Origin of the sequence: Paenibacillus gorillae (assembly GCF_000513275.1) — a bacterium.
GTDB classification, from domain to species: Bacteria; Bacillota; Bacilli; order Paenibacillales; family Paenibacillaceae; genus Pristimantibacillus; species Pristimantibacillus gorillae.
The window spans coordinates 36345-58830 of record NZ_CBVJ010000131.1 but is presented as its reverse complement, the minus strand read 5'-3'; the positions used below and the strand labels follow the sequence as shown (position 1 = coordinate 58830).

Here is a 22486-nt window from a genome sequence, read left to right as displayed (position 1 = left end):
AGTTAGAGTTGAATCTTTTAGAGACTGAGCAATGTCCATCTTATAAATGTAAAAAATTGCGTATAGAGCGAAGTAAGCATTATCCTTAAGTAAAGCAATCCATTCTGAGTTAATAGTAATATCCTGAATTTGCTTTTCGGTGATGAAGATGTTTTGCGAATTGTTGTTATCCGTAAAGTTAAATTGATACTCAAGCTTATTATAGTAATAATTTTTTGAATCTTTATGTTTTGATGGAGTGTTGTTGTAGTCGAAGTTTTCGATTAGATCAAAGAATATAAAACGATGGTTTTGTATTAAAAAATCTGTTAAATTACTCATCGTATTAATGGAAACAAATATTTTATCTATCATATCTTCGTAATCAATATTGTTGAATTCAGAGAGCTGCTCAATAAAACTCCTATGTTGTAAGTTGGAAGAATAATGGTTACTATATTCATCATCGAAATAAATAAAATCTTGGGCCAGAGTGTTATAGCATCTATACCACGAAAACAGCAATGGTCTAATATTGGATAAAACGGATATCCTATGTATGCCATCGCTATATCGTTCTTGTTCTTTTAAATAAGATACAATATCTACTAGGCTGGTAAGTTGAAATGCATAATTAACTTCGTCACTGAATATCTCTACTTGGAACCCCTCTGCTTCAAATTTGTCGTAAATTGAGTCTAATCTTTCTTGATTATCTATTGTCGATAAAATGGAAATTAATATTTTACTCACTGTTAATTCCCTCTCTTTCGTCGAATATTTGATTTGCTGCCTCAGAGTCGTTACATAAACGAATAGTTATTTGTACAACATTTGATATTTTTAAACACTATGGGAAATTGAAAGACTGGTGTTCTGACTAGAATAGTACTTCCTATTATAAATATAAAGTTATAGCAGATATCTCTATACATATCGACTGCTGATGTCGATTAATAAAGATTTACGTCATTAAATTATTTAAAATAAATGATAATTAAAATTAGATTAGGAAGTCTCACGGCACATGCTTGTATCGTGGATATGCATAAGCTGAATCTGTGCTTTTTCAACAAATTATCAGAAAATTCACAATAAACTAAAATCTGTTTTGTCATAGGCCTTCACCTATGTTATAATAAGAACATGTAAAGGAGGAATGCCCCATGAAATACATCATTCGAGGTCAACGCTTTCAAGTGACAGACGCACTAAGAGATTATGCCGAGAAGAAGCTAAGCCGCTTGGAAAAGTATTTTGAAGCACCTGCCTCCGAAACAACCGTAACATTGTCCGTAACGAAAGGTCAGCATGCCGTAGAGGTGACAATTCCGCTCGTAGGAGTCCTTCTCAGAGCTGAGGATAAGAGCCAGGATATGTACGCTTCCATTGACGTCGTAGTGGACAAACTGGAGCGTCAGATCCGTAAGCATAAGACGAAGCTGAACCGCAAATTCCGCAACAGCAACGGTGTAAGAACAATCTTCAAGGAAGAGGCGAATGGCTCGGCTGTCCGCGTATTAGATGAAGAGGACGAATTAGAGCTTGTAAGAACGAAGCGCTTTACGTTGAAGCCGATGGATGTGGAGGAAGCGATTCTCCAGATGAACATGGTCGGCCATAACTTTTTCGTATTTTCCAACGTGGACAATAAGGAAGTGAATGTCGTTTACAAGCGAAGCGACGGCAAATACGGCTTAATTGAGCAAGGCTGACCGCCAAGCGAATATACAGGATTAACAAGGAATACTTAATGACTCATACAATCAACAGAGCCTTTTTCCTTCACCGGAGAAGGCTCTTTTCATTATCGATAGCATGCCTATTGCTGGAAATGATAGCGACTCATTGCGGCGGTCTCTACAAACTGTTACAATTTAAGGCAAACAGGCGTAATACGAAAGGGGAAGACCATGCTCGGACTAGTGAAAAAAATATTTGGTGACGCAAACGAGCGCGAGGTCAAGCGTCTCACGCGGACCGTAGAAGAAGTTAACGGTTTGGAGTCCCGGATTTCCGGCTTGTCGGATGAGGCGCTCCGCAATAAAACCGAAGAGTTTAAGGCACGTCTTGAAAAAGGCGATACGCTGGAGCAAATTATGCCCGAGGCATTCGCTGTCGTGCGCGAAGCGTCCAAGCGTACGCTTGGCATGCGCCACTTCGATGTGCAATTGATGGGCGGCATGGTGCTGCATGAGGGCAAGATCGCCGAGATGAGAACCGGTGAAGGTAAAACGCTCGTAGCTACCCTTCCTGTCTATTTGAACGCATTGCTTGGCAAAGGCGTTCATGTCATTACGGTCAATGATTACTTGGCATCGCGGGATAGCCAGATTATGGGCCAGTTGTACAATTTCCTTGGCTTGACGGTCGGCTGCAACATGCATGGCTTGTCGCATGAAGAGAAGCAGGAAGCTTATGCTTGCGATATTACGTACGGAACGAACAATGAGTTTGGCTTTGACTATTTGCGTGACAACATGGTGTTGTACAAAGAGCAAATGGTTCAACGTCCGCTCTATTTTGCGATTATAGATGAAGTGGATTCCATCCTTGTCGACGAGGCTCGGACTCCGCTTATTATTTCGGGACAAGCCGCTAAGTCGACAGAGATGTATTTTGCAGCGGATCGTTTCATTACCCGTCTGAAAGCGGAAGAGGATTTCACAATTGATGTGAAGCTTCGTACCGTTATGCTGACGGAAGCGGGCGTGGAAAAGGCAGAGAAAGCGTTCCATATCGAGAACTTATTTGATCATGCCAATGTCCTGCTCAACCACCATATTCAGCAGGCGCTGAAGGCGCATGTCATTATGAAACGCGACGTCGATTATGTCGTGCAGGAAGAAGAAGTCGTTATCGTCGACGAATTCACCGGCCGTCTCATGTCGGGCCGCCGCTATAGCGACGGTCTGCATCAAGCGATAGAAGCGAAGGAACAGCTGAAGGTTCAGAACGAGAGCATGACGCTGGCGACGATTACGTTCCAGAACTACTTCCGGATGTACCGCAAGCTGGCTGGTATGACCGGTACGGCGAAGACGGAGGAAGAGGAGTTCAAGCGGATTTATGGCCTAGACGTTATTCAAGTGCCTACGAACCGTTCGATGATCCGGAGCGACTTGGCCGATGTCGTCTATAAAAACGAGCTTGGCAAGTTCAAAGCTGTTGTCGAAGAAATCGTGGAACGTCACAGCAAGAACCAGCCGGTTCTCGTGGGTACAATCTCCATCGAAAACTCCGAGAAGTTGGCAGAAATGCTCAAGCGCCGCGGTGTTGGACATAAAGTATTGAATGCGAAATTCCATGCCGAGGAAGCAGAAATCATCTCCCGTGCAGGACAAGCTGGATCGGTGACCATCGCGACGAACATGGCGGGCCGTGGTACCGACATTTTGCTGGGTGATGGCGTAGCCGATTTGGGCGGACTTCATATTATCGGTACGGAACGGCATGAGAGCCGCCGGATCGACAACCAGCTTCGTGGCCGTGCAGGACGTCAAGGTGACCCAGGCTCCTCGCAGTTCTATCTGTCGCTTGAGGACGAACTGATGCGTCGTTTCGGCTCCGAGAACATTATGGGCATGATGGAGCGTCTAGGTCTTGAAGACGATCAGCCTATCGAAAGCCGCATGATCTCCCGTGCAGTGGAATCCGCGCAAAAACGGGTAGAGGGCAACAACTTTGATACCCGTAAAGTCGTCTTGCAATATGACGATGTGATGAACCAGCAGCGTGAAGTCATCTACAAACAGCGCCGAGACGTGATGAGCTCCGAAAATATCCGTCAAGCTGTCCTGGATATGATCACGCCTGTTATCGACCGGATCGTCGATGCGCATACATCGGAGGATATTCCGGAAGAGTGGGATCTGCAGGCGATTGTGGACTATGTCCACGCAACGCTCTTGCCAGAGGATACGTTTACGAAAGACAACCTGTGGGGCAAAGAGAAAGAAGAAATCAACGAGCTTATCTACAACAAGGTCATTGCTTACTATGACCAGCGTGAAGAAGAACTTGGTGAAGAGACCATGCGTGAGTTCGAGAAGGTTGTCGTGCTTCGCGCTGTAGACAGCAAGTGGATGGATCACATCGACGCGATGGACCAATTGCGTCAGGGCATCCACCTTCGTGCTTATGGCGGTACGGATCCGCTTCGCGAGTATCAATTCGAAGGCTTCGAGATGTTCAAGGAAATGATTGAGCATATTCAGGAAGAAGTCGCGAAATATATTATGAAGGCACGCGTTGAGAGCAACCTGGAACGCCAAGAGGTGGCGCAGGGCCAGACGACGACGAACAGCCCGGGCGAAAGCCAGGAGAAGCGTCCAGTGAAACGCAATGACCGTGTAGGCCGGAACGATCCTTGTCCTTGCGGCAGCGGCAAGAAATATAAGCAATGCCACGGCGTTGAGAAATAAGAAGCCGTTAAAGAACGGAATACTGTTCAGGCGCATACGGTAAAAAAGAAACAGACGCGTCAGTCACTGTCGCGCGAGGCGTGGTTCTTCCGCCCTCGCGCAAGGGACGGCGCGTTTATGCGGTTCAAACTTAAATTGAGGTGAAGCAAACGCTATGATCGATATAACGGTAAAACAGGATTTGCGTGAAACAGCGAAGCGTCTCCAAGAACTTAGGGGGTCTCTTTGACTTAGACCTTAAGCAAGAGATGATTGCCAACTATGAAGAGAAAATGACCGTTCCCGACTTCTGGGACGATAATGAAAAAGCTCAAAGCTTGATCGCTGAGCTGAACGCTGTCAAATCGGTCGTTGAGCAATATGAGCGTTTGAATAGCGATCAAGAGGATTTGGAGACGATGCTGGAGCTGGCGGAAGGCGAAGACGATGATTCGATCGAAGCCGATATTGTTGAAGGCACCGCCGCATTAGTAGCGAAGGTTAACGATTTCCAGCTGCAATTGCTGCTTAATCAGCCGTATGACAAGCTGAACGCTATTTTGGAGCTGCATCCGGGCGCTGGCGGTACAGAGTCTCAGGACTGGGGCCAAATGCTCTACCGCATGTATACGCGCTGGGCGGAGAAACGCGGCTTTAAGGTCGAAGTTCTGGATTATCAGGACGGCGATGAAGCGGGAATCAAGAGTGTAACGATAGCTGTAAAAGGCTACAACGCCTACGGGTATTTGAAGGCGGAGAAGGGCGTGCACCGATTAGTGCGGATTTCACCATTTGACTCGTCGGGCCGTCGCCATACGTCTTTCGTTTCTTGTGATGTCGTACCGGAGATTACGGATGATATTGAAATCGAAATCCGCAGTGAGGATTTAAAGGTCGATACGTATCGCGCCAGCGGCGCCGGCGGACAGCACGTCAATAAGACGGAGTCGGCCATCCGGATTACGCATATTCCTTCCGGCATCGTCGTTGCCTGTCAGCAGGAGCGCTCGCAGATTCAGAACCGCGAGCGTGCGATGAACATGCTCCGGTCAAAGCTTTATGAGCGTAAAATCGAGGAGCAACGGCAGCATTTGGCTGAAATTCGCGGCGAGCAATCTGACATCGCCTGGGGCAGTCAAATCCGTTCTTACGTTTTCCATCCGTACAGCATGGTGAAAGATCATCGCACGGATGTGGAGACCGGCAATGTGGGCGCCGTAATGGACGGCGACATTAGCGCCTTTATCGACGGTTATTTGCGCCATCAAATTCGCAAGGAATAGCCGCTAATATGCACGAATGCGCATAGGCTATAAGAAGAGTTCCGATACTGATTGGAGGAGCTCTTCTTTTTTTGCGTCATACATAGGCAAAACAGACACACCAGAACTGGAAAGGGGATATGAACTTCGTGGCTATTGCAACCGAAAGTGCCGTCAGGCAAAAGCAGCGGAAACGGCACAAGAAGCCGATGAGCAAAAAACAGCAGGCAGCTTGGGGCGTCATTCAAGTCATATTGGGCTCGCTGATTGTTGCGATTAGCTTTAACCTGTTCCTGCTGCCTAACGGAATTGCATCTGGCGGTGTCTCCGGCGTTTCGATTCTGGTGCAGCGGTTGACTGGCATTACACCGGCCATTTCACAATGGGCGCTCAACATTCCCTTGTTTTTCGCAGGCTGGTGGCTGATTGGACGCAAATTCGCGCTCAATACGCTAATTGGCTCCGCATTGCTGCCCTTGTTCGTCCTCATGAGCTCCCACTGGCAGCCGCCTACCCACAATGCGCTGCTGGCGGCAATCTACGGAGGTATCGGCGTAGGCCTTGGTCTTGGTCTCGTATTCCGCGGACGCGGCTCAACTGGTGGACTGGCTCTTGCGGCGCAAATTCTTCATCGGTTTACGGGCTTGCCGCTGGGTCTCGCAGTCGCCTGCTTTGACGGCTGCGTCATTGTAGCTGCTGGCATCATCATTTCGCCGGAGGTTGCGCTTTATGCGCTTATTGGTCTGTTCGTGACCAGCAAGACAATCGATATCGTACAGAGCGGTTTATCGGTCTCGAAAGTAGCCTTTATTATTAGCGAGCATACAGAGGAGCTGGCGGAAGCGGTCTTGCATGATTTGGACCGTGGACTGACCAAGCTGGATGCCCGTGGAGGGTATACGGGAGAAGGCCGGACGGTGTTGATGGTCGTCGTTGGACAAACCGAGGTTGCGAAGCTGAAACAGCTGGTTAAGGCCATCGATCCGGATGCTTTCGTTATTATTAGCGACACGGCGGAAGTCGTTGGACAAGGGTTTAAATTAGAGTAAGGAAACGTCTGCCATCGGGTTATTTTTGCGTTGTATTATTATGAATACGACTGTATAATAATACGAAACAAGACGTTATTTCCATGGGCTATTGAATCATGTAAAATATAATGATAGATCTCATAGGGAGAGAAGAATCATGACTAATAAATTAAGAGCAGCCATCGTTGGCTCTACGGGTTACGGCGGCGTTGAATTGATCCGTCTACTGGCATCCCACCCCTTGGTTGAAGTCACATCGGTGATTTCCTCCTCTAGTGCGGGCACGCCGATTACGGAAGGTTATCCTCATTTGACGAACATCCGGACGGAGCTGCTAGACGATGTAGATCCGGCAGCCATTCGCGAAAAGGCCGATGTTGTATTTACAGCAACACCTGCGGGAATCGCATCGAAGCTGGCTCCGCAATATCTGGAGGCAGGCCTCAAGGTTATCGACCTGTCGGGCGATTTCCGTCTGCAGGATACAGCTTTATACGAGCAATGGTATAAGAAAGAACCGGCTGACAAAGCGTATTTGGAGCAGGCCGTTTACGGCATGTCCGAAGTATATGGCGACAAGGTGCGCGGCGCATCGTTGATTTCCAATCCGGGCTGCTATGTGACAGCGACGGTATTGGGTCTTGTGCCGGCTTTGCAGGCGGGCTGGATCGATCCGTCGACCATTATTATCGACGCCAAATCGGGCGTTTCGGGAGCGGGACGCGGTGCCAGCCTTGGCACGCATTACTCCGAGCTCAACGAAAACTTCAAAGCTTACAAGCTGAATAAGCATCAGCACATTCCTGAAATCGAAATGGTGCTCTCCGACGCGGCTGGACGCGAGGTAGTGACGACATTCACGACACATCTAGTGCCGATGACGCGGGGCATTATGTCTACGATGTATGCGACGGTGCAAGGCGGCCGTAAAGCGGCTGATTTTATCGACCTATATCGCAGTTACTATGCGGGCCGTCCATTCGTGCGCGTACGCGGCGAAGGCAATTGGCCGACAACGAAGGAAGTATGGGGCTCCAACTATTGTGATATCGGCTTTGCGGTGGATGAGCGCACAGGACGGGTAACGGTCATTTCGGTCATCGACAACCTTGTCAAAGGGGCGGCTGGCCAAGCGATTCAAAACTTGAATTTAATGATGGGCTGGGACGAGACGCTCGGTTTGCAATTCGTGCCGGTATATCCATAAACAGATTTAGCAACGTGCAGCATACTTGAAATAGATGAAGGAGAAACGATTCAATCATGGGACTGGAGCAAGGTTCAAATGCGACAGCCGCGCCGTTCACGGTCGTGGCGGAGGGCTCGATTACGACACCTAAAGGCTTTACGGCTGGCGGGCTGCACTGCGGTTTGAAGAAATCAACCCGGCATGATCTGGGAGCGATTGTCTGCGAGGTGCCTGCCGCAGCGGCTGGCGTCTATACGACGAATGTGTTCCAGGCTGCACCGCTTAAGGTGACGCGCGAGAGCATCGGTTCAGACGGGAAGCTTCGTGCCGTACTGGTGAACAGCGGCAACGCTAATGCTGTAACTGGCAAACAAGGGGAAGCAGACGCCTACGAGATGCGTTCAAGGTTTGCTGAGCAGATCGGCGTGGAAGCTGATCAGGTTGCGGTAGCTTCGACCGGCGTTATCGGCGAGCTGCTCAAGATGGACAAGGTACGCGGCGGTATTGACGCATTGCCTGCGGCGCTGGCGTCGGATCGTGCGGGCTCGGACGATTTTTGCCAAGCGATTCTTACGACCGACCTTGTTCAGAAAATGGTCTGCGTATCGGTTGAAATCGACGGCAAGCTCATTCACGTTGCCGGCGCTTCTAAAGGCTCCGGTATGATTCATCCGAATATGGCTACGATGCTTGGCTTCGTAACGACGGATGCGGCCATTGACAGCGAGCCGCTGCACCAGCTGCTGCGTGAAGTGACGGACCTTACCTTTAACATGATTACGGTCGATGGCGATACGAGCACGAATGATATGCTCGTTGCAATGGCGAGCGGCCTTGCAGGTAATGCTGAGCTTACGCCAGAGCACCAAGGCTGGGCGGATTTCGCGGCGGCAGTTCGTTATGTGTGCGAAGTACTCGCGAAAGCGATCGCCCGTGATGGCGAAGGCGCAACGAAGCTGGTTGAGGTTCAGGTGAACGGCGCAGTCAGCGATGAATCGGCACGTGCAATAGCGAAGACGATCATCGGATCATCGCTCGTAAAATCTGCCGTATTTGGCGCGGATGCGAACTGGGGACGGATCATTGCGGCTGCTGGTCGTGCAGGCGAGCCTGTTAATCCGGAGACGGTAGACGTGAGTCTCGGAAGCATACTGACACTGGAGCAGTCACGCCCTGTCGCTTTCGATGAAGACGCAGCGCTTGAATACTTGAAGGGCGATACCGTTCTAATTAAAGTAGATTTGCACTTGGAGAACGGCTCCGCGACGGCATGGGGCTGCGATCTGACCTATGACTATGTACGCATTAATGCGGCTTACCGCACGTAACGGAATGCGGGTAAAGGGGAACGATTCAACATGGCACAACGATTTGTAATGAAATGCGGCGGAAGCACGCTGGCGGCGCTGCCTGATTCTTTCTTCGGTGAGCTTAGGGAGCTGCAGCAGTCCGGCGTACATCCCGTCATCGTACATGGCGGCGGACCGGCGATATCGGAGACGCTGACCAAGCTTGGCATTGAGACGGGCTTCGTCAACGGCTTGCGCAAAACGAATGAAGCGGTGCTTGATGTCGTGGAGATGGTGCTTGCCGGCCGGATCAATAAGGAAATTGTCCGCAAAATCCAATCCAATGGAGCACAGGCGCTTGGCTTGTCCGGCGTCGACGGTTTGCTGATTCAGGCAAAGCCGGTGGCAAATGCCGATGAGATCGGTTTTGTAGGTGATGTAACGGACGTAAATGCGAACGTTATCGAAGGCGTTATGGCGATGGGCTATATGCCGGTTATCGCGCCGATTGGCATTGATGGCAGCGGCCAGCGCTACAACATCAATGCGGATACGGCGGCGGGAGCGGTCGCTTCGCATCTGGGTGTTGAGCAAATGATCGTGGTGACGGATGTGCCGGGCATTATGAAGACGGTTGATGGCGAAAAGGTTGTTCTCCCGTCGGTAACGGTCGAAGAGATCGAGGCGATGATTGAAAGCGGCGAGATCTACGGCGGCATGATTCCGAAGGTACGAGCTGCTGTGCAGTGTATCCAGGGACGTGTGCAAGAAGTAGTCATCGTGAGCGGTGAGCAGCCAGGCGTATTGACGCAAGCCGTGCGAGAAGGCGGCGTAGGCACGCGAATCATCCGATAACATAAATGACGAAGAGCAAGTCAGAAAACGATAGAAGGGCGGGTATCATTAATGAGCGATACGAAAACGGCGGCGGTTGACGCCGGTCAATCGTTGCTGCCTACATACGGCAGATTTCCGATCGCGCTGGTTAAAGGGGAAGGAAGCTACCTGTGGGATGATCAAGGCAAGCGCTACCTCGATTTCATGAGCGGCATTGCCGTGACGAATCTGGGCCATGCTCCCCGTAAAGTAAAGGAAGCTTTGGTGAAGCAGCTTGACGAGTTGTGGCATGTATCGAATTTATTCCGCATTCCGAACCAGGAAGATGCGGCGAAGTTGATTACGGATAACAGCTGTGGCGATGCCGTGTTCTTCAGCAACTCTGGCGCGGAAGCGAATGAGGCAGCGTTCAAGCTGGCCCGCCGTTACAACCAGAAGGTGCTGAACAATGGACGTTACGAGATTATCACGTTCGAGCAGTCCTTCCACGGACGGACGCTGGCGACACTGACTGCTACTGGTCAGGAGAAGGTGAAGGAAGGCTTTGCCCCGCTTCCGGAAGGCTTCAAGTATATACCGATTAACGATATCAGCGCAGTTGAAGCAGCTATTTCGGACAAAACCGCAGCCATCATGCTGGAAATGGTTCAGGCTGAAGGCGGCATTCTGATGGCTGATCCACAATTTGTGAAAGACTTGGCACAGCTTTGTGAGAAAAACGGCATTCTGCTCATCGTCGACGAAATTCAGACGGGAATGGGACGTACCGGCAAGCTGTTCGCTTATGAGCATTACGGCATTGAACCGGACATCTTCACGCTGGCTAAAGGTCTTGGCAGCGGCTTCCCGGTTGGAGCAGCTGTTGCGAAGGAGAAGCTGCGCGAAGCGTTTGGGTCTGGCAGCCACGGCTCGACGTTTGGCGGCACACCGATTGCGACGGCCGTCGTAAAAGCGACAATCGAAGAGATCGTAGGCGAGAAGCTGCCGCAGCGTGCAGCAGAAGCAGGCGAGTATCTGATCAGCGAGCTGCGCTCCAAATTGGCGGGCAACTCGTTTGTGAAGGAAGTGCGCGGCCTCGGACTAATCGTTGGCATCGAGTGCGCAGAGCCGGTGGGTTCGATTATTACAGCGGCACAGGAACAGGGCTTGCTCGTCATTACAGCGGGGCCGAATGTTATCCGTCTGCTGCCGAACTTGCTGGTTACGAATGAAGAGATCGATTCGGCGGTAGCGACTTTGACAGAGCTGCTGGCCGGTTACAATCGTTAGAATAAGGCACATAGAAGAATACAGGGAGTGGGCAGCTCCGGGGGCATCATCGCATCGAATGAATAGAGCGATGAGACGCTGCCGGGCCGCCGCATTCGCCGAGGAGGAACTTCAATGCAAGATGTAGTGCAGGAAGAACTGGCTTTGAGCTTGAAAGGCCGCGACTTTCTTATGCTGGTCGACTATACGCCGCAGGAAATTCGTTACCTGATCGATTTGGCGATCGAATTGAAGCGCAAGCAAAAAGCAGGCGAGACGCATCATTTGCTGAAAGGCAAAACGCTGGGCATGATTTTTGAAAAATCATCCACGCGTACGCGTGTATCGTTTGAGGTTGGCATCTATCAGTTGGGCGGCCAAGGGCTGTTCCTGAGCGGCAATGATCTGCAAATCGGACGCGGCGAGCCGATTCTTGATACGGCGCAAGTGCTGTCGCGTTATCTGGACGGCATTATGATCCGTACGTTCGCTCACCGTAATGTGGTGGAGCTTGCCCGCGGTGCGACGGTTCCGGTTATTAATGGTCTGACCGACCTTTCCCACCCTTGTCAGGCGCTCGCCGACTACCAGACGATTCTGGAGCACAAGGGCAAGCTGGAAGGGCTGAAGGTTGCTTATGTCGGTGACGGCAACAACGTCGTTCATTCGCTGATGATGGGCGCGGCTAAGCTTGGCGTTAACATTTCGGTGGCGACGCCAGAAGGCTACGAGCCGGATGCGAACATGATTCAGCAATCGAAGGAGCATGCTGCTGAGACAGGCGCGACGATTCACATTTGCCGCGATCCCAAAGAAGCGGTTGCCGATGCTGACATCATCTACTCCGATGTATGGGCGAGCATGGGGCAGGAAGCGGAGCAAAAAGAGCGCGAGCTTGCTTTTGCAGACTACCAAGTGAATGAAGAGCTGATGAAATACGCAAACAAAGATTATATGTTCATGCACTGCCTCCCGGCGCATCGCGGTGAAGAAGTGAGCGAGGGCGTTATCGATGGCAAGCATTCCATTATATTTGATCAGGCGGAGAACCGTCTGCATGCGCAAAAAGCGATCATGGCAGCAATTATGTAATACCGTTTTACATTACAATTAAGGGGTGCAACCAAGCACATGGCAAAAGAAAAAATCGTATTGGCCTATTCCGGCGGACTGGATACGTCCGTTATCTTGAAATGGTTGAAGGAAACATATGACGCAGAAATTATCGCGTTCACGGCTGATATCGGCCAAAAGGAAGAGTTGGACGGTCTGGAAGCAAAGGCGCTGGCAACAGGCGCTTCGAAAGTATATATCGATGATCTGCGCGATGAGTTCGCAAGTGACTTCATCTATCCGATGTTCCAATCGGGCGCATTGTATGAAGGACAATATTTACTCGGCACTTCGATCGCTCGTCCGCTTATCGCTAAGCGTATGGTTGAGATTGCTCGCGCTGAAGGCGCTACAGCAATTGCACACGGCGCAACGGGCAAAGGCAATGACCAAGTCCGTTTTGAGCTGAATGCAGCAGCACTGGCTCCGGACATTAAAGTCATCGCGCCTTGGCGTGAAGAAGCGTTCCGCGACCAGTTCCCTGGACGTGCAGAAATGATCGCTTACGCAGAACAACATGGTATTCCGGTAACGGCATCGGCTGCTAAGCCGTATTCCACAGACCGCAACCTGCTGCACATCAGCTTTGAGAGCGGCATGCTGGAAGATCCTTGGTTCGATCCAAGCTCCGAGGAAAACGAGAGCATGTACGTGCTGAGCGTTTCGCCTGAGCGCGCTCCTGACCAAGCGGAATATGTAGAGCTTACGTTTGAAGCCGGCAACTGTACGGCAGTTAACGGCGAGCAGCTTAGCCCGCTTGGCGTTATGGATAAGCTGAACGAGCTGGGCGGCAAGCATGGCATCGGCCGTGTTGACATGGTTGAGAACCGTTTTGTCGGCATGAAGAGCCGCGGCGTGTACGAAACTCCGGGCGGTACGATCCTGTTCTCTGCTCACCGCAAAATGGAATCACTCACAATGGACCGTGAAGTGATGAATCTCCGCGATTCACTGCTGGCGAAATACAGCCAGCTCGTATACAACGGCTTCTGGTTCGCACCTGAGCGTATTGCACTGCAAGCGCTCGTATCGGAGTCGCAGAAGAACGTAACAGGCGTCGTTCGCTTGAAGCTGTACAAAGGCAACGTTATCGGCGCAGGCGTGAAGAGCCCTGTGAGCCTGTACAACCCGGACATCGCAACAATGGAAGCTGATCCTTCCCAAGCTTACGATCAAGGCGATGCAACCGGCTTTATCCGTCTGAACGCTTTGCGTCTGAAAGTTTCTTCCGGCGTACAGCAAAACAATAAATAATAATCCGGATCAAATTGGGATAGGTCGCTGTATGTTCGCTTTGCGCGGAGACGGCGGCCTATCCGCACGCTTGCATCCGTAAGGGAGTGTACGAACCAGTGAGTAAACTATGGGGCGGACGGTTCACGAAAAAGACCGACCAATTAGTAGAGGAATATACGGCATCCATTACATTTGACAAAGAATTGGCCGAAGAGGACATTCAAGGCAGTCTGGCTCATGTAACGATGCTGGGCAAGCAAGGCATTCTGCCTGCTGACGATGTAGAGACGATTAAAGACGGTCTTCACCGTGTGCTGCAAAAAATTAAGCGCGGCGATCTGGAATTCTCCATCTCCGATGAAGATATTCATATGAATATTGAGAAAACGCTGATTGATGATGTAGGTCCGGTGGGCGGCAAGCTGCATACGGGCCGGAGCCGTAACGATCAGGTAGCGACTGATATGCACCTGTACTTGCGCAAGCGCGTCGTAGAATTTGTCGACCTGCTGCAAAAGCTGCAAACGGCGCTTATCGAGCAGGCGAAAGCGAATATCGATACGATCGTACCGGGTTATACGCATCTACAACGGGCGCAGCCGATTCTGTTCGCTCATCATCTGATGGCTTACGTATCGATGTTCGGCCGTGACTTGGAGCGTCTGCAGGACAGCTACAAGCGGATCAATGTACTGCCGCTCGGAGCGGGTGCACTGGCGGGAACGACGTTCCCGATCGATCGTCATTTCGTAGCCAGCCAACTGAAGTTCGACCGTGTATACGAGAACAGCCTGGACGCTGTCAGCGACCGCGACTTCATTCTGGAGTTCTTGTCCCATGCTTCGATCATCATGATGCATCTGTCGCGTCTCAGCGAGGAGCTTATCCTGTGGTCGAGCACGGAATTCCGTTTCGTGGAGCTGGATGATGCGTTTTGCACAGGCAGCAGCATTATGCCGCAAAAGAAAAATCCGGACGTGCCGGAGCTCGTTCGCGGCAAAACAGGCCGTGTCTACGGCAACCTTGTTGGCTTGCTGACGGTGCTGAAGTCGCTTCCGCTTGCTTACAACAAGGACATGCAGGAAGATAAAGAAGGCATGTTCGATACGGTGAAAACGATGCAGGGTGCACTGCAGTTGTTCACGCCGATGATCGCGACGATGAAGGTCAACAAGGACCGGATGCGCCAAGCGGTCAACCAGGACTTCTCCAATGCAACGGATATTGCCGACTTCCTCGTTGGCAAAGGGCTTCCTTTCCGTCAAGCGCATGAAGTTATTGGTAAAACGGTGCTTTACTGCATCGAGCAGAACAAATATTTGCTCGATCTTACGCTGGAAGAGTTCAAACAATTCTCGACGTTGTTCGATGACCGCATTTATGCGGTGCTCCAGCCGGAGCAAGTCGTTGATGCCCGCAACGTATACGGCGGTACAGCGAAGGTGCAGGTGCAAGGCGCGATTGAGCGCGCGGAGCAAAACCTCTCCGAAGCTGCGGCTTGGGTAACGGAATACGCGGAGCGCAGCCAGTAATTCAAATAGAATGGATAGAAGCCTCAAGGGTCGGTTACGACAGACACCTGAGGCTTCTTTTTACGTTATCCGCGCAATAGAGATTCCGCTCCGTCGATATAGACAGTCGTCCCTGTAATATGGCTGGATTCGCTGGAAGCGAGAAAGAGAGCGAGGTTCGCCACTTGCATTGGACTGCCTGGCGCTTTTTCAAGCGGGTGATTACCCTCGGGGTATTCTACCGGTATCGTGACCTCTTCAAGCTCCGGCGTCTTTTCCGTGCTTTGGCCGATATTTGTATCGATTGCCCCTGGGCAAATCGCGTTGACGCGGATGCGGTAGTCAGCAAGCTCCAGAGCCGCCATTTGGGCAAAAGCCGTCTCCGCCGCTTTGGAGCTGCTGTAGGCGCTGAATCCAATATTGGAAAACACGCGGTTTCCGTTGATGGAGCTAGTAATGATGATACTGCCGCCTTTATTTTTCATGAGCGGGATTGCGTGCTTCACGGTAAGGAAAGTGCCGGTCAGATTCGTTCCGATCGTCCGGCTCCAGTCATTCAACTCCATATGCTCAATAGGTGTAATGACGCCATTGATGCCCGCATTGGCGAAGACACTGTCCAATTGTCCGAATGACTCCTGTGCTTGTCTAAATGCGGCAGCAACTTGCTCCTCGCAGGAGATATCGGTTTCAATAGGCAGGCAGCGCACACCATAATGCTCTGTAAGCGAATTTACACCAGCAAGTGTGTCGCTGTGCAGGTCGAGAAGCACGAGATCAGCTCCTTCCTGAGCAAAACGAATCGCGGCGGCCCTGCCGATGCCGGAAGCTGCTCCAGTAATGAGCGCAGTTGTGCCTTGAAGCCTTTTAGTGCAGTCCGGAGCAGGGTTTGCGGTTGTAGAATTGAAATCATTATTCTCATTGGACATGAGGATGAGCCTCCTTTTCCAAATTTAAGCTTTGTATTTGGTATTATCCTGAAATAGAGCATTCTAAACACATGGCATTGCTTTTCGCAACGGATGTCCGTTGTTGGACGCTAGTGGTGAAACGGGCGATTTGTTTACAAGTTGGAAACAAGTTGGAGATGGTTCGCATATATTCTTTGTTTAAAATAGGAACCATATGGTTATTTAATGGATGAATAGAGAAAGCGTGGTGTGGCTAGGGTGGAGCATCGGCTGCTGGTGGTGGATGACGAGGCGAGCATTGTGAATGCAATCGCCTACGCCTTTCGGCGGGAGGGTTATATCGTGGAGACGGCATACGATGGGGAGGAGGCGCTGGCGAAGGCAGCTTCCTTCCGGCCGCATGTCATTGTACTGGACGTCATGATGCCCCGTATGAATGGCTATGACGTCTGCCGCCGGCTGGAAAACCGTAAAGGCATCGGAATCATTCTGCTAACGGTTAAAAATGACATCGTCGATAAGGTGCTTGGTCTGGAGCTTGGAGCCGATGATTATATGACCAAGCCGTTTGATCTGCGCGAGCTGACAGCGAGAGTGAAGGCACTGGCGAGGCGGGTAGAGAAGAGTGCAGCAGAAGAGCCAGAGAAAGCGGCGTTGATTGAGCTGGGCGGGGTGAGAATCGGAGTTCTGCAGCGGACGCTGCATGCGCATGGTGAACTCATCGAGCTGACGCCGAAGGAATTCGATTTGGCCGTGCTGCTGCTCGGACACCCCGAGCGCGTCTACACGCGCGAAGAGCTGCTTGAGCTGGTCTGGGGAATAGAGTATGCAGGAGGAACGCGGACCGTCGATATTCATATTCAGCGGCTGCGTAAAAAGCTTGGCGATCAACAGCAGCAGCTGCTCCAGACGGTTTACGGCATCGGCTATAAAGCATCTGGAGAACGGGCATGAGATTTCGATTTAGTCTGAAGCTGAAAATGAGCCTGGTGCTGGCCATCCTGTTGATTTTGACCGTCGGAGTACTGAGCGAGCTTGTGCTGCGGGGCATCACGCTAAATCAGCAGCAGCGGATGGAAGAGGCATTGGCTAAGCAGAGCCAGGTAGCTGCTCAATATGTACGGCAAAATTATATTACCGGCGAGGAGCGGCTGCCGGCAGCGACGTTTATGTCGCAGAACGGCAAACGGCTGTCGCTTTACCTTGCGATGCTTAGCGGCTTGCCAACGGCGCTTTACGATGCCAGCGGCAAGGAGACAGGCAGCTCACTAACGATACCGAGCTTGCCCGATTATAGTGATACGCTGGAATATGCCTTGAAAGGGAGCATCGCCTATCAGACGGCGGGTGATTCTGTTGTCTATTTTGCCCCCATTCGGAGCGATGACGGCGGCGTGCTCGGCGTACTCCGGATGCATTATTCGACGGGGCGCGAGCTTCATTTCGTGAAGGAAATTCGTGATTTATTCCGCACAGCGGGGTTAATCGTGCTCGCAGCCGGCTTTTTGATCGGGTATGGCTACTTTTACCGGCTGGCCGCCGTTATTTCCAAGCTGCGCCGTGCATCGAGAGAAATTAGGGAAGGGCATTACCTGAAGCGTACACCGGTACGCCGGCGCGATGAGCTTGGCGACTTGGGCAACGACATTTACTATATGAGCGGCTCGATTGAAGCTAATATCGCAGGTATGCAAGAGGAGCAGCGCAAGCTTGAGCTGGCAATTCGGAAGCTTCAGGAGCTGGAGCGCCAGCAAAAGCAATTCATCGGCAATATCAGCCATGAATTTAAAACACCATTGACCGCCATTCGCGCATATATCGATTTACTCGGCATGTACCGGGATGATCCAAAGCTGACGGAGGAAGCGATCGACAGCATGGACAAAGAGTCGGAGCGGCTTTATGAGATGGTGGATAAGGTGCTGCATCTGGCGGAGCTGGAAAAATATGATTTTGAACATCAAGCGGAGCCGGTCGCATTAGATGAGCTGCTGCTCGATCTTTCGGGACGAATGCGCGGCAAGGCCGCGAAGTTCGATTTGACAATCGAAACGATACTTAAACCCTCTGTCGTATGGGCAGACCGCGAAAACCTGATTCATATTTTCATCAACCTGTTGGACAACGCTATTAAATACAATTTGCCGGGCGGACGAATTGTCATTCGTACAGAAGCGGATGAGGATGGCCAGGTAATCGTTACGTTGGAGGATACGGGCATCGGCATTCCGGCGGAAGCCCGGGATAAAATATTTGAACCGTTCTTCACCGTCAACAAGGATCGTGCCCGCCGTTCAGGAGGGACGGGGTTAGGATTGTCGCTGGTGAAGCAATTGACAGAGGCGCAGGGCGGAGTAATCGGGCTGTTCCCGGCTGCGGGAGGCGGAACTGTGTTTCGTATCACCTTTCCAATGTTTCGGAATGAGGCGTGAGGATGCAATTGTTTTACACGGTTGAAACATATCGGAAACAACTGGAGACGGCGGCGAAACATTAGTTGTGTACGATACAGCTATACCGACGAGAGGGGCCTTAACATAATGAAAGCAAATAGGAAAAGAAACAGCAAATGGATAGCGGGAACGGTGGTGCTTAGCTGCTTTGTCATGCTGGCTTCCGCTTGCTCCAGCGGAACGGGCAAAGAGCTTGGAGGACCTTCGGGACGCGAGACGGTTAACAAGCCGGATAAGACCATTACCGTTATTAATGAACCGGTGCAGAAAAACACAAAGCTCACGGTTAGCGGAATCGCAACGATTGATAATGCGCGCGGTATGAATTTTATCGGCGACGGCAAGCTGGTCATCAGCCGTCCGAATAAGGATGTTGAGCCGATTCAGGGTGAAGGGGAAAAGGTTCAGCCTAACAACATTTACCTATACGATCTGCAGACGAAGACGGCTGACGCGCTGGCTCCGGCTTCGGAAAATCAAGGATTCTCTGAAGTGTCGCCGGACGGCAAATATTTGTTCTACAAAATGACAGAAGAAGCAACTGCATTTGGCCGCATTCTGAACCTGGAGACGAAGCAGTCAGTCATGCTCGGTAAAGAGCCTATTGATCCCAGTTCCGGACAATGGATCGACAACAGCCATGTTTTTTTCACCACATTGTCAGGCAAAATGCTCTTGGCGGACACGAATGGCAGCCTCAAGACGATTGCACAGGCTAACGGATTTATTCTCACAGCAGCGATGGGGAATGGCGGTATCTATTATGTAGCTGGCGGCGACCAGATGGAGCTCTACTTCCAGTCCCTGGAGGAAGGTGCAAAGCCGGAGAAGATTGCCGATGGCGTGGAATGGATCATTCCATCCCCGGATATGAAGCAGCTGGCCATGGTGAAAAAGACGTCGGAAACGATGCGTGAGCTATCGGTTGTGGATCAGAAGGGCAAGACGCTGCTCAAAATTACGAAGGCTACGCAAATTTTCGGAACACGCTGGTCGCCTGACGGTACGAAGCTGGCCTACAGCCTGACTTCCGAGAATGGCGGAGACAACGGGATTTTCGTTGCGGATGCGTTGACGGGCGAGACGACGTCGGTGCTTGTCGAACAAGCGGCTGATACGCTGAACTGGGATGCAACGGGCAAGAAGCTGGTCACTTCTACGTTTAAAGAAGATCAATTCCGAACATCGATCATTTCTTTGAACTAATTTCAAATAATAATGAACTTTTTCCATGCAGTATTTGTCTAACAAAGGGAACCAGAACAATCCAATCAAACTTTTGTAGAGAGGCGGGGTGAAGGAAATGGATAAAACGCAGCGGATCAAGCGTCTGAGAGAACTGGAAGAGATGTGTTACAGGTTTTGCTATGCATTGCTGGACAGCGAAATTTTGGCCCATGGTGCGGCTAAGGAGGCGTTGTGCCGGATTTGGCGCGACGATCAGTTTTTCGAAGGCGAGGCCGATCAGACGAAGCTCTTGAGACGCCATGCATCCGCTGCGTGTTTATCCTTTTTCAAGCGGGCGAAGACCCACACCATTGCTTAAGCTGGTTTTCATGGTAGGATAGAACAGCCCCTTTCCGTTGCGAAAGGGGCTGTTTTTGTTTGTGTTGAGTTTTGGAGGCGGTGAGGGAGAATTGCCAAATCAGGTTCGTTAGAGAGCGAAGGTGCTTCGTTAATCGGGAGTGAGTGGAACTACAGCGAAACGATTTCGCTAAAGAGCGAAGGTAAGTTCGCTTCAGATTGGCTAGTTGGGGCCGCTGCCCAGAATAGCGAACTGATTTTCGCAGTTGGTGAACCTAGCTTCGCGGATAGCGAAAATTCGTTCGGTGTAGGCCGTGCAAAGGCGGGGATGAGGCGGAATAGCGAAAGCAGGTTCGTTAGAGAGCGAACCTGCTTCGTTAACCATTAGTAACTGGGTGTACAACGAACCATCTTCTCTAAGTAGAGCATGTAGGCTCGTTCGAGGTTAGGCTGGTTGGGCGCACTGGACAGAAGAACGAAAGTTGGTTAGTTGTAGGTCGTAAATAGGCTGGAATGTGGCGCAATAGCGAAAGTACGTGCGTTAGAGAGCGAATCTGCTTCCTCAACCAAGAGTAAATAAATCAATAGCGAATCACCTTCGCAAATTAGCGAAGGTAAGTTCGCTCGAGAGTCGCTAGTTGAGGTCGTGGCCCAGAACAGCGAACCGATTTTCGCAGTTGGTGAACCTAGCTTCGCGGATAGCGAAAATTAGTTCGCTGTAGGCCGTGCAAAGGCGGGGATGAGGCGGAATAGCGAAAGCAGGTTCGTTAGAGAGCGAACCTGCTTCGCTAGTAGGGGGTTACTTAGGAGCCAGCGCCCAGTTACGCTAGTTGAAGGTTACTTAGGTAACGGTCCCTCAGCTACGCTAGTTGAAGGTTACTTACATAACGGTCCCCCAGCTACTTTAGGCGAAGATTCCCTAAGTTACAGCGTCCCCGCCTCTCAAATCCCGTCCTCGACGATTTGCTCGGATGACTTCGGCGTTGGCGTCGCGGAAGGCGCGTTGCTGCCTGGACCGACGTGCACGATCGTCGGCTGAGCGCGGTACGTGTCGCGGGTGATGCGCTCGCGAGATACCGTCTTGCCGTCTTGAATGAGGCTGCGGTAAGTCTCGACGACAGTACCGCTGCGTCCCTGTTGAATGACGACACGTTGGCCCGGCTTCAGTGATTTGTCAGTGACTTGCTGCACCGTAGCAGGCAGCTCCTTCACGGTCATGGATTCGATATCGTAACGGATATCCTCCGGCATCGTGCCGAACAGCTTCACCGTCAGCTTTTGCCCCTCAACGCTGGTGCGGATAATAAGATGCTTGCCTGTCGAGTTTTTGAATCGGAAATCAATTGCGCCGGTCGCGAACGTTGCATCTTGACCCTTGGGCAAGTATGCGACCGGCAGCGAGTGGTTGCGGCGCTCTACAATTTCGATGCCGGTACGAATGATCGTATTGTACAAGGTGCTGGATACTTGGCAAATGCCGCCGCCGATACCGGGAACCAGCTTGCCGTTCTGAATGACGGGAGCTTCCTTGAATCCGTATTTTTCCTCCGCCAGCTTGATGACTTTGCCGTAAGAGAAAATTTCTCCAGGCGCGAGATGCCAGTCGTTCAAAGCGTTAGCCGCAGCCGTTACATTGTAGGCGCGTCCTGAAGCACTCGTTCGGAAATCGGTCGTATACTCGAAAATTTTCCGTTCGATACCTTCATCCTTCAATTGCTCCAACGTCACTTTTGGATGCAATACCCCAACGGGCAGCTTCGCATTAAGCGAAGAATCCGGCGCTTTTCCTAGCTCCTCCACAGGCACAATAATCCATGAGCTGACCTCATCAGCTAACGCGGCGACGTCAATCCGAAACGCATCGACATGCGGCGTATAGATGACCTCATCTTTGTTGGTAATCGTTCGGGTAGCATCCTTAGGCTCACTCTTATCAATCCAGCCCCACTGCTTGTTGACCAGATCCTCAAAAACCGCCCGGTCAAAGGTTTGTGCAAGCTCATATTGCTTCGGAAAATGGTAGCGGTACTTGGCGCGTTCCCAGACGCTGCCCTGCCGCAGCTGCTCCAAATCATTCCGCACGCCAACCCATTCGGCATTGTAGCCGATCTGCGTCACTGCCCATTGCTTGCTGTCCGCCGTCTCTCCGTTGGCTTCTACCTTCACCGTACGCTGCTCCAGCGTGTTCTCGTATTGATCGAGCAGTTCCAGCGCTTCGTTAATACCCATGCCGCCTATGGAGATGCCGCCGGCCGTGACCTCATCCGGTACAGTGTTCTGCTGAGCATAGTACCAGATTCCTCCCCAAGCAACCGAGGCGATGAGCAGCAGCGAAAAAATAATAATCAGACCAACATGCATTTTCTTCATTCCTTGACCACCCACCCTTCTTCCTGTCCCACAATGACAATATTTCATATATATGCAGCGGCCGGCCCATTCTTGTCATTCTTAAAGCGGACAATCCGCGAAATACCTTGTCGAAAATAGCTCTTTTTTC

At 51.1% G+C, this 22486-nt stretch carries 18 protein-coding genes; 15 read left to right on the top strand and 3 right to left on the bottom strand.

The annotated features are described in order from the left end of the window. Positions 1-732 (bottom strand): hypothetical protein (locus tag TY10_RS25280; protein WP_042170008.1); only part of this gene is annotated, 732 nt, incomplete at its 3' end. A 413-nt stretch (positions 733-1145) separates the two neighbouring features. On the opposite strand from TY10_RS25280, the gene hpf reads away from it, so the two are divergent. The 11 genes from hpf to argH all read left to right on the top strand — a co-directional run bounded on the left by hpf (position 1146) and on the right by argH (position 15119). Then, positions 1146-1694 (top strand): ribosome hibernation-promoting factor, HPF/YfiA family, encoded by a 549-nt coding sequence (gene hpf / locus TY10_RS25275; protein ID WP_042170005.1) that lies wholly within the window; start codon positions 1146-1148, stop codon positions 1692-1694. Positions 1695-1892: 198 nt separating this feature from the next. Beyond that, positions 1893-4403, top strand: coding sequence for a preprotein translocase subunit SecA (gene secA / locus TY10_RS25270; RefSeq protein ID WP_042170003.1), 2511 nt, complete (start codon positions 1893-1895; stop codon positions 4401-4403). A 154-nt stretch (positions 4404-4557) separates the two neighbouring features. Further along, positions 4558-5665 (top strand): peptide chain release factor 2 gene (gene prfB, locus TY10_RS25265; RefSeq protein ID WP_155986048.1). Its coding sequence is split into 2 segments (ribosomal slippage): positions 4558-4629 and positions 4631-5665, totalling 1107 coding nucleotides; the frame shifts between segments, so codons are not numbered across the junction. Between the two features lie 188 nt (positions 5666-5853). Then, positions 5854-6693: a YitT family protein gene (locus TY10_RS25260; RefSeq protein WP_238328014.1), complete on the top strand. Its 840-nt coding sequence runs from the start codon at positions 5854-5856 to the stop codon at positions 6691-6693. A 139-nt stretch (positions 6694-6832) separates the two neighbouring features. Next, positions 6833-7882, top strand: a complete 1050-nt coding sequence (argC, locus tag TY10_RS25255) for an N-acetyl-gamma-glutamyl-phosphate reductase (RefSeq protein ID WP_042170001.1) — start codon at positions 6833-6835, stop codon at positions 7880-7882. 56 nt (positions 7883-7938) lie between these two features. Continuing rightward, on the top strand, positions 7939-9192 hold the full coding sequence (gene argJ / locus TY10_RS25250) for a bifunctional ornithine acetyltransferase/N-acetylglutamate synthase (RefSeq protein ID WP_042170000.1): 1254 nt from the start codon (positions 7939-7941) through the stop codon (positions 9190-9192). A 30-nt stretch (positions 9193-9222) separates the two neighbouring features. Beyond that, entirely contained in the window at positions 9223-10008 is a 786-nt protein-coding gene (gene argB, locus TY10_RS25245) for an acetylglutamate kinase (RefSeq protein WP_042169998.1), read from the top strand. A 51-nt stretch (positions 10009-10059) separates the two neighbouring features. After that, entirely contained in the window at positions 10060-11259 is a 1200-nt protein-coding gene (locus tag TY10_RS25240) for an acetylornithine transaminase (protein WP_042169996.1), read from the top strand. Positions 11260-11373: 114 nt separating this feature from the next. Next, positions 11374-12330, top strand: coding sequence for an ornithine carbamoyltransferase (gene argF / locus TY10_RS25235; RefSeq protein ID WP_042169994.1), 957 nt, complete (start codon positions 11374-11376; stop codon positions 12328-12330). A 39-nt stretch (positions 12331-12369) separates the two neighbouring features. Next, positions 12370-13605 carry an argininosuccinate synthase gene (locus TY10_RS25230; RefSeq protein ID WP_042169991.1) on the top strand — a complete coding sequence of 412 codons (1236 nt, stop codon included), beginning with the start codon at positions 12370-12372 and terminating at the stop codon, positions 13603-13605. A 98-nt stretch (positions 13606-13703) separates the two neighbouring features. Next, the gene (argH, locus tag TY10_RS25225) at positions 13704-15119 is read left to right on the top strand and encodes an argininosuccinate lyase (protein WP_042169988.1); all 1416 of its coding nucleotides are present in this window, start codon (positions 13704-13706) and stop codon (positions 15117-15119) included. Between the two features lie 65 nt (positions 15120-15184). Here the strand turns inward: argH and TY10_RS25220 are convergent, their stop codons facing one another. Further along, complete coding sequence (locus tag TY10_RS25220) at positions 15185-16027, bottom strand: SDR family oxidoreductase (RefSeq protein ID WP_042169986.1); 843 nt, start codon at positions 16025-16027, stop codon at positions 15185-15187. Between the two features lie 240 nt (positions 16028-16267). Here TY10_RS25220 and TY10_RS25215 point away from each other — a divergent pair, with 240 nt between their 5' ends. The 4 genes from TY10_RS25215 (at position 16268) to TY10_RS25200 (ending at position 20008) form a co-directional block, all read left to right on the top strand. Then, on the top strand, positions 16268-16963 hold the full coding sequence (locus TY10_RS25215) for a response regulator transcription factor (RefSeq protein WP_042170022.1): 696 nt from the start codon (positions 16268-16270) through the stop codon (positions 16961-16963). Next, on the top strand, positions 16960-18441 hold the full coding sequence (locus tag TY10_RS25210) for a sensor histidine kinase (RefSeq protein WP_042169983.1): 1482 nt from the start codon (positions 16960-16962) through the stop codon (positions 18439-18441). Before TY10_RS25215 ends, TY10_RS25210 begins: the two co-directional genes overlap by 4 nt. Positions 18442-18549: 108 nt before the next feature. After that, positions 18550-19668: a PD40 domain-containing protein gene (locus TY10_RS25205; RefSeq protein WP_042169979.1), complete on the top strand. Its 1119-nt coding sequence runs from the start codon at positions 18550-18552 to the stop codon at positions 19666-19668. A 97-nt stretch (positions 19669-19765) separates the two neighbouring features. Next, positions 19766-20008: a hypothetical protein gene (locus TY10_RS25200; RefSeq protein ID WP_042169977.1), complete on the top strand. Its 243-nt coding sequence runs from the start codon at positions 19766-19768 to the stop codon at positions 20006-20008. A gap of 920 nt (positions 20009-20928) precedes the next feature. On the opposite strand, the gene TY10_RS25195 is transcribed toward TY10_RS25200, so the two are convergent. After that, complete coding sequence (locus TY10_RS25195; protein ID WP_042169974.1) at positions 20929-22356, bottom strand: VanW family protein; 1428 nt, start codon at positions 22354-22356, stop codon at positions 20929-20931. Positions 22357-22486 lie beyond the last annotated feature (130 nt).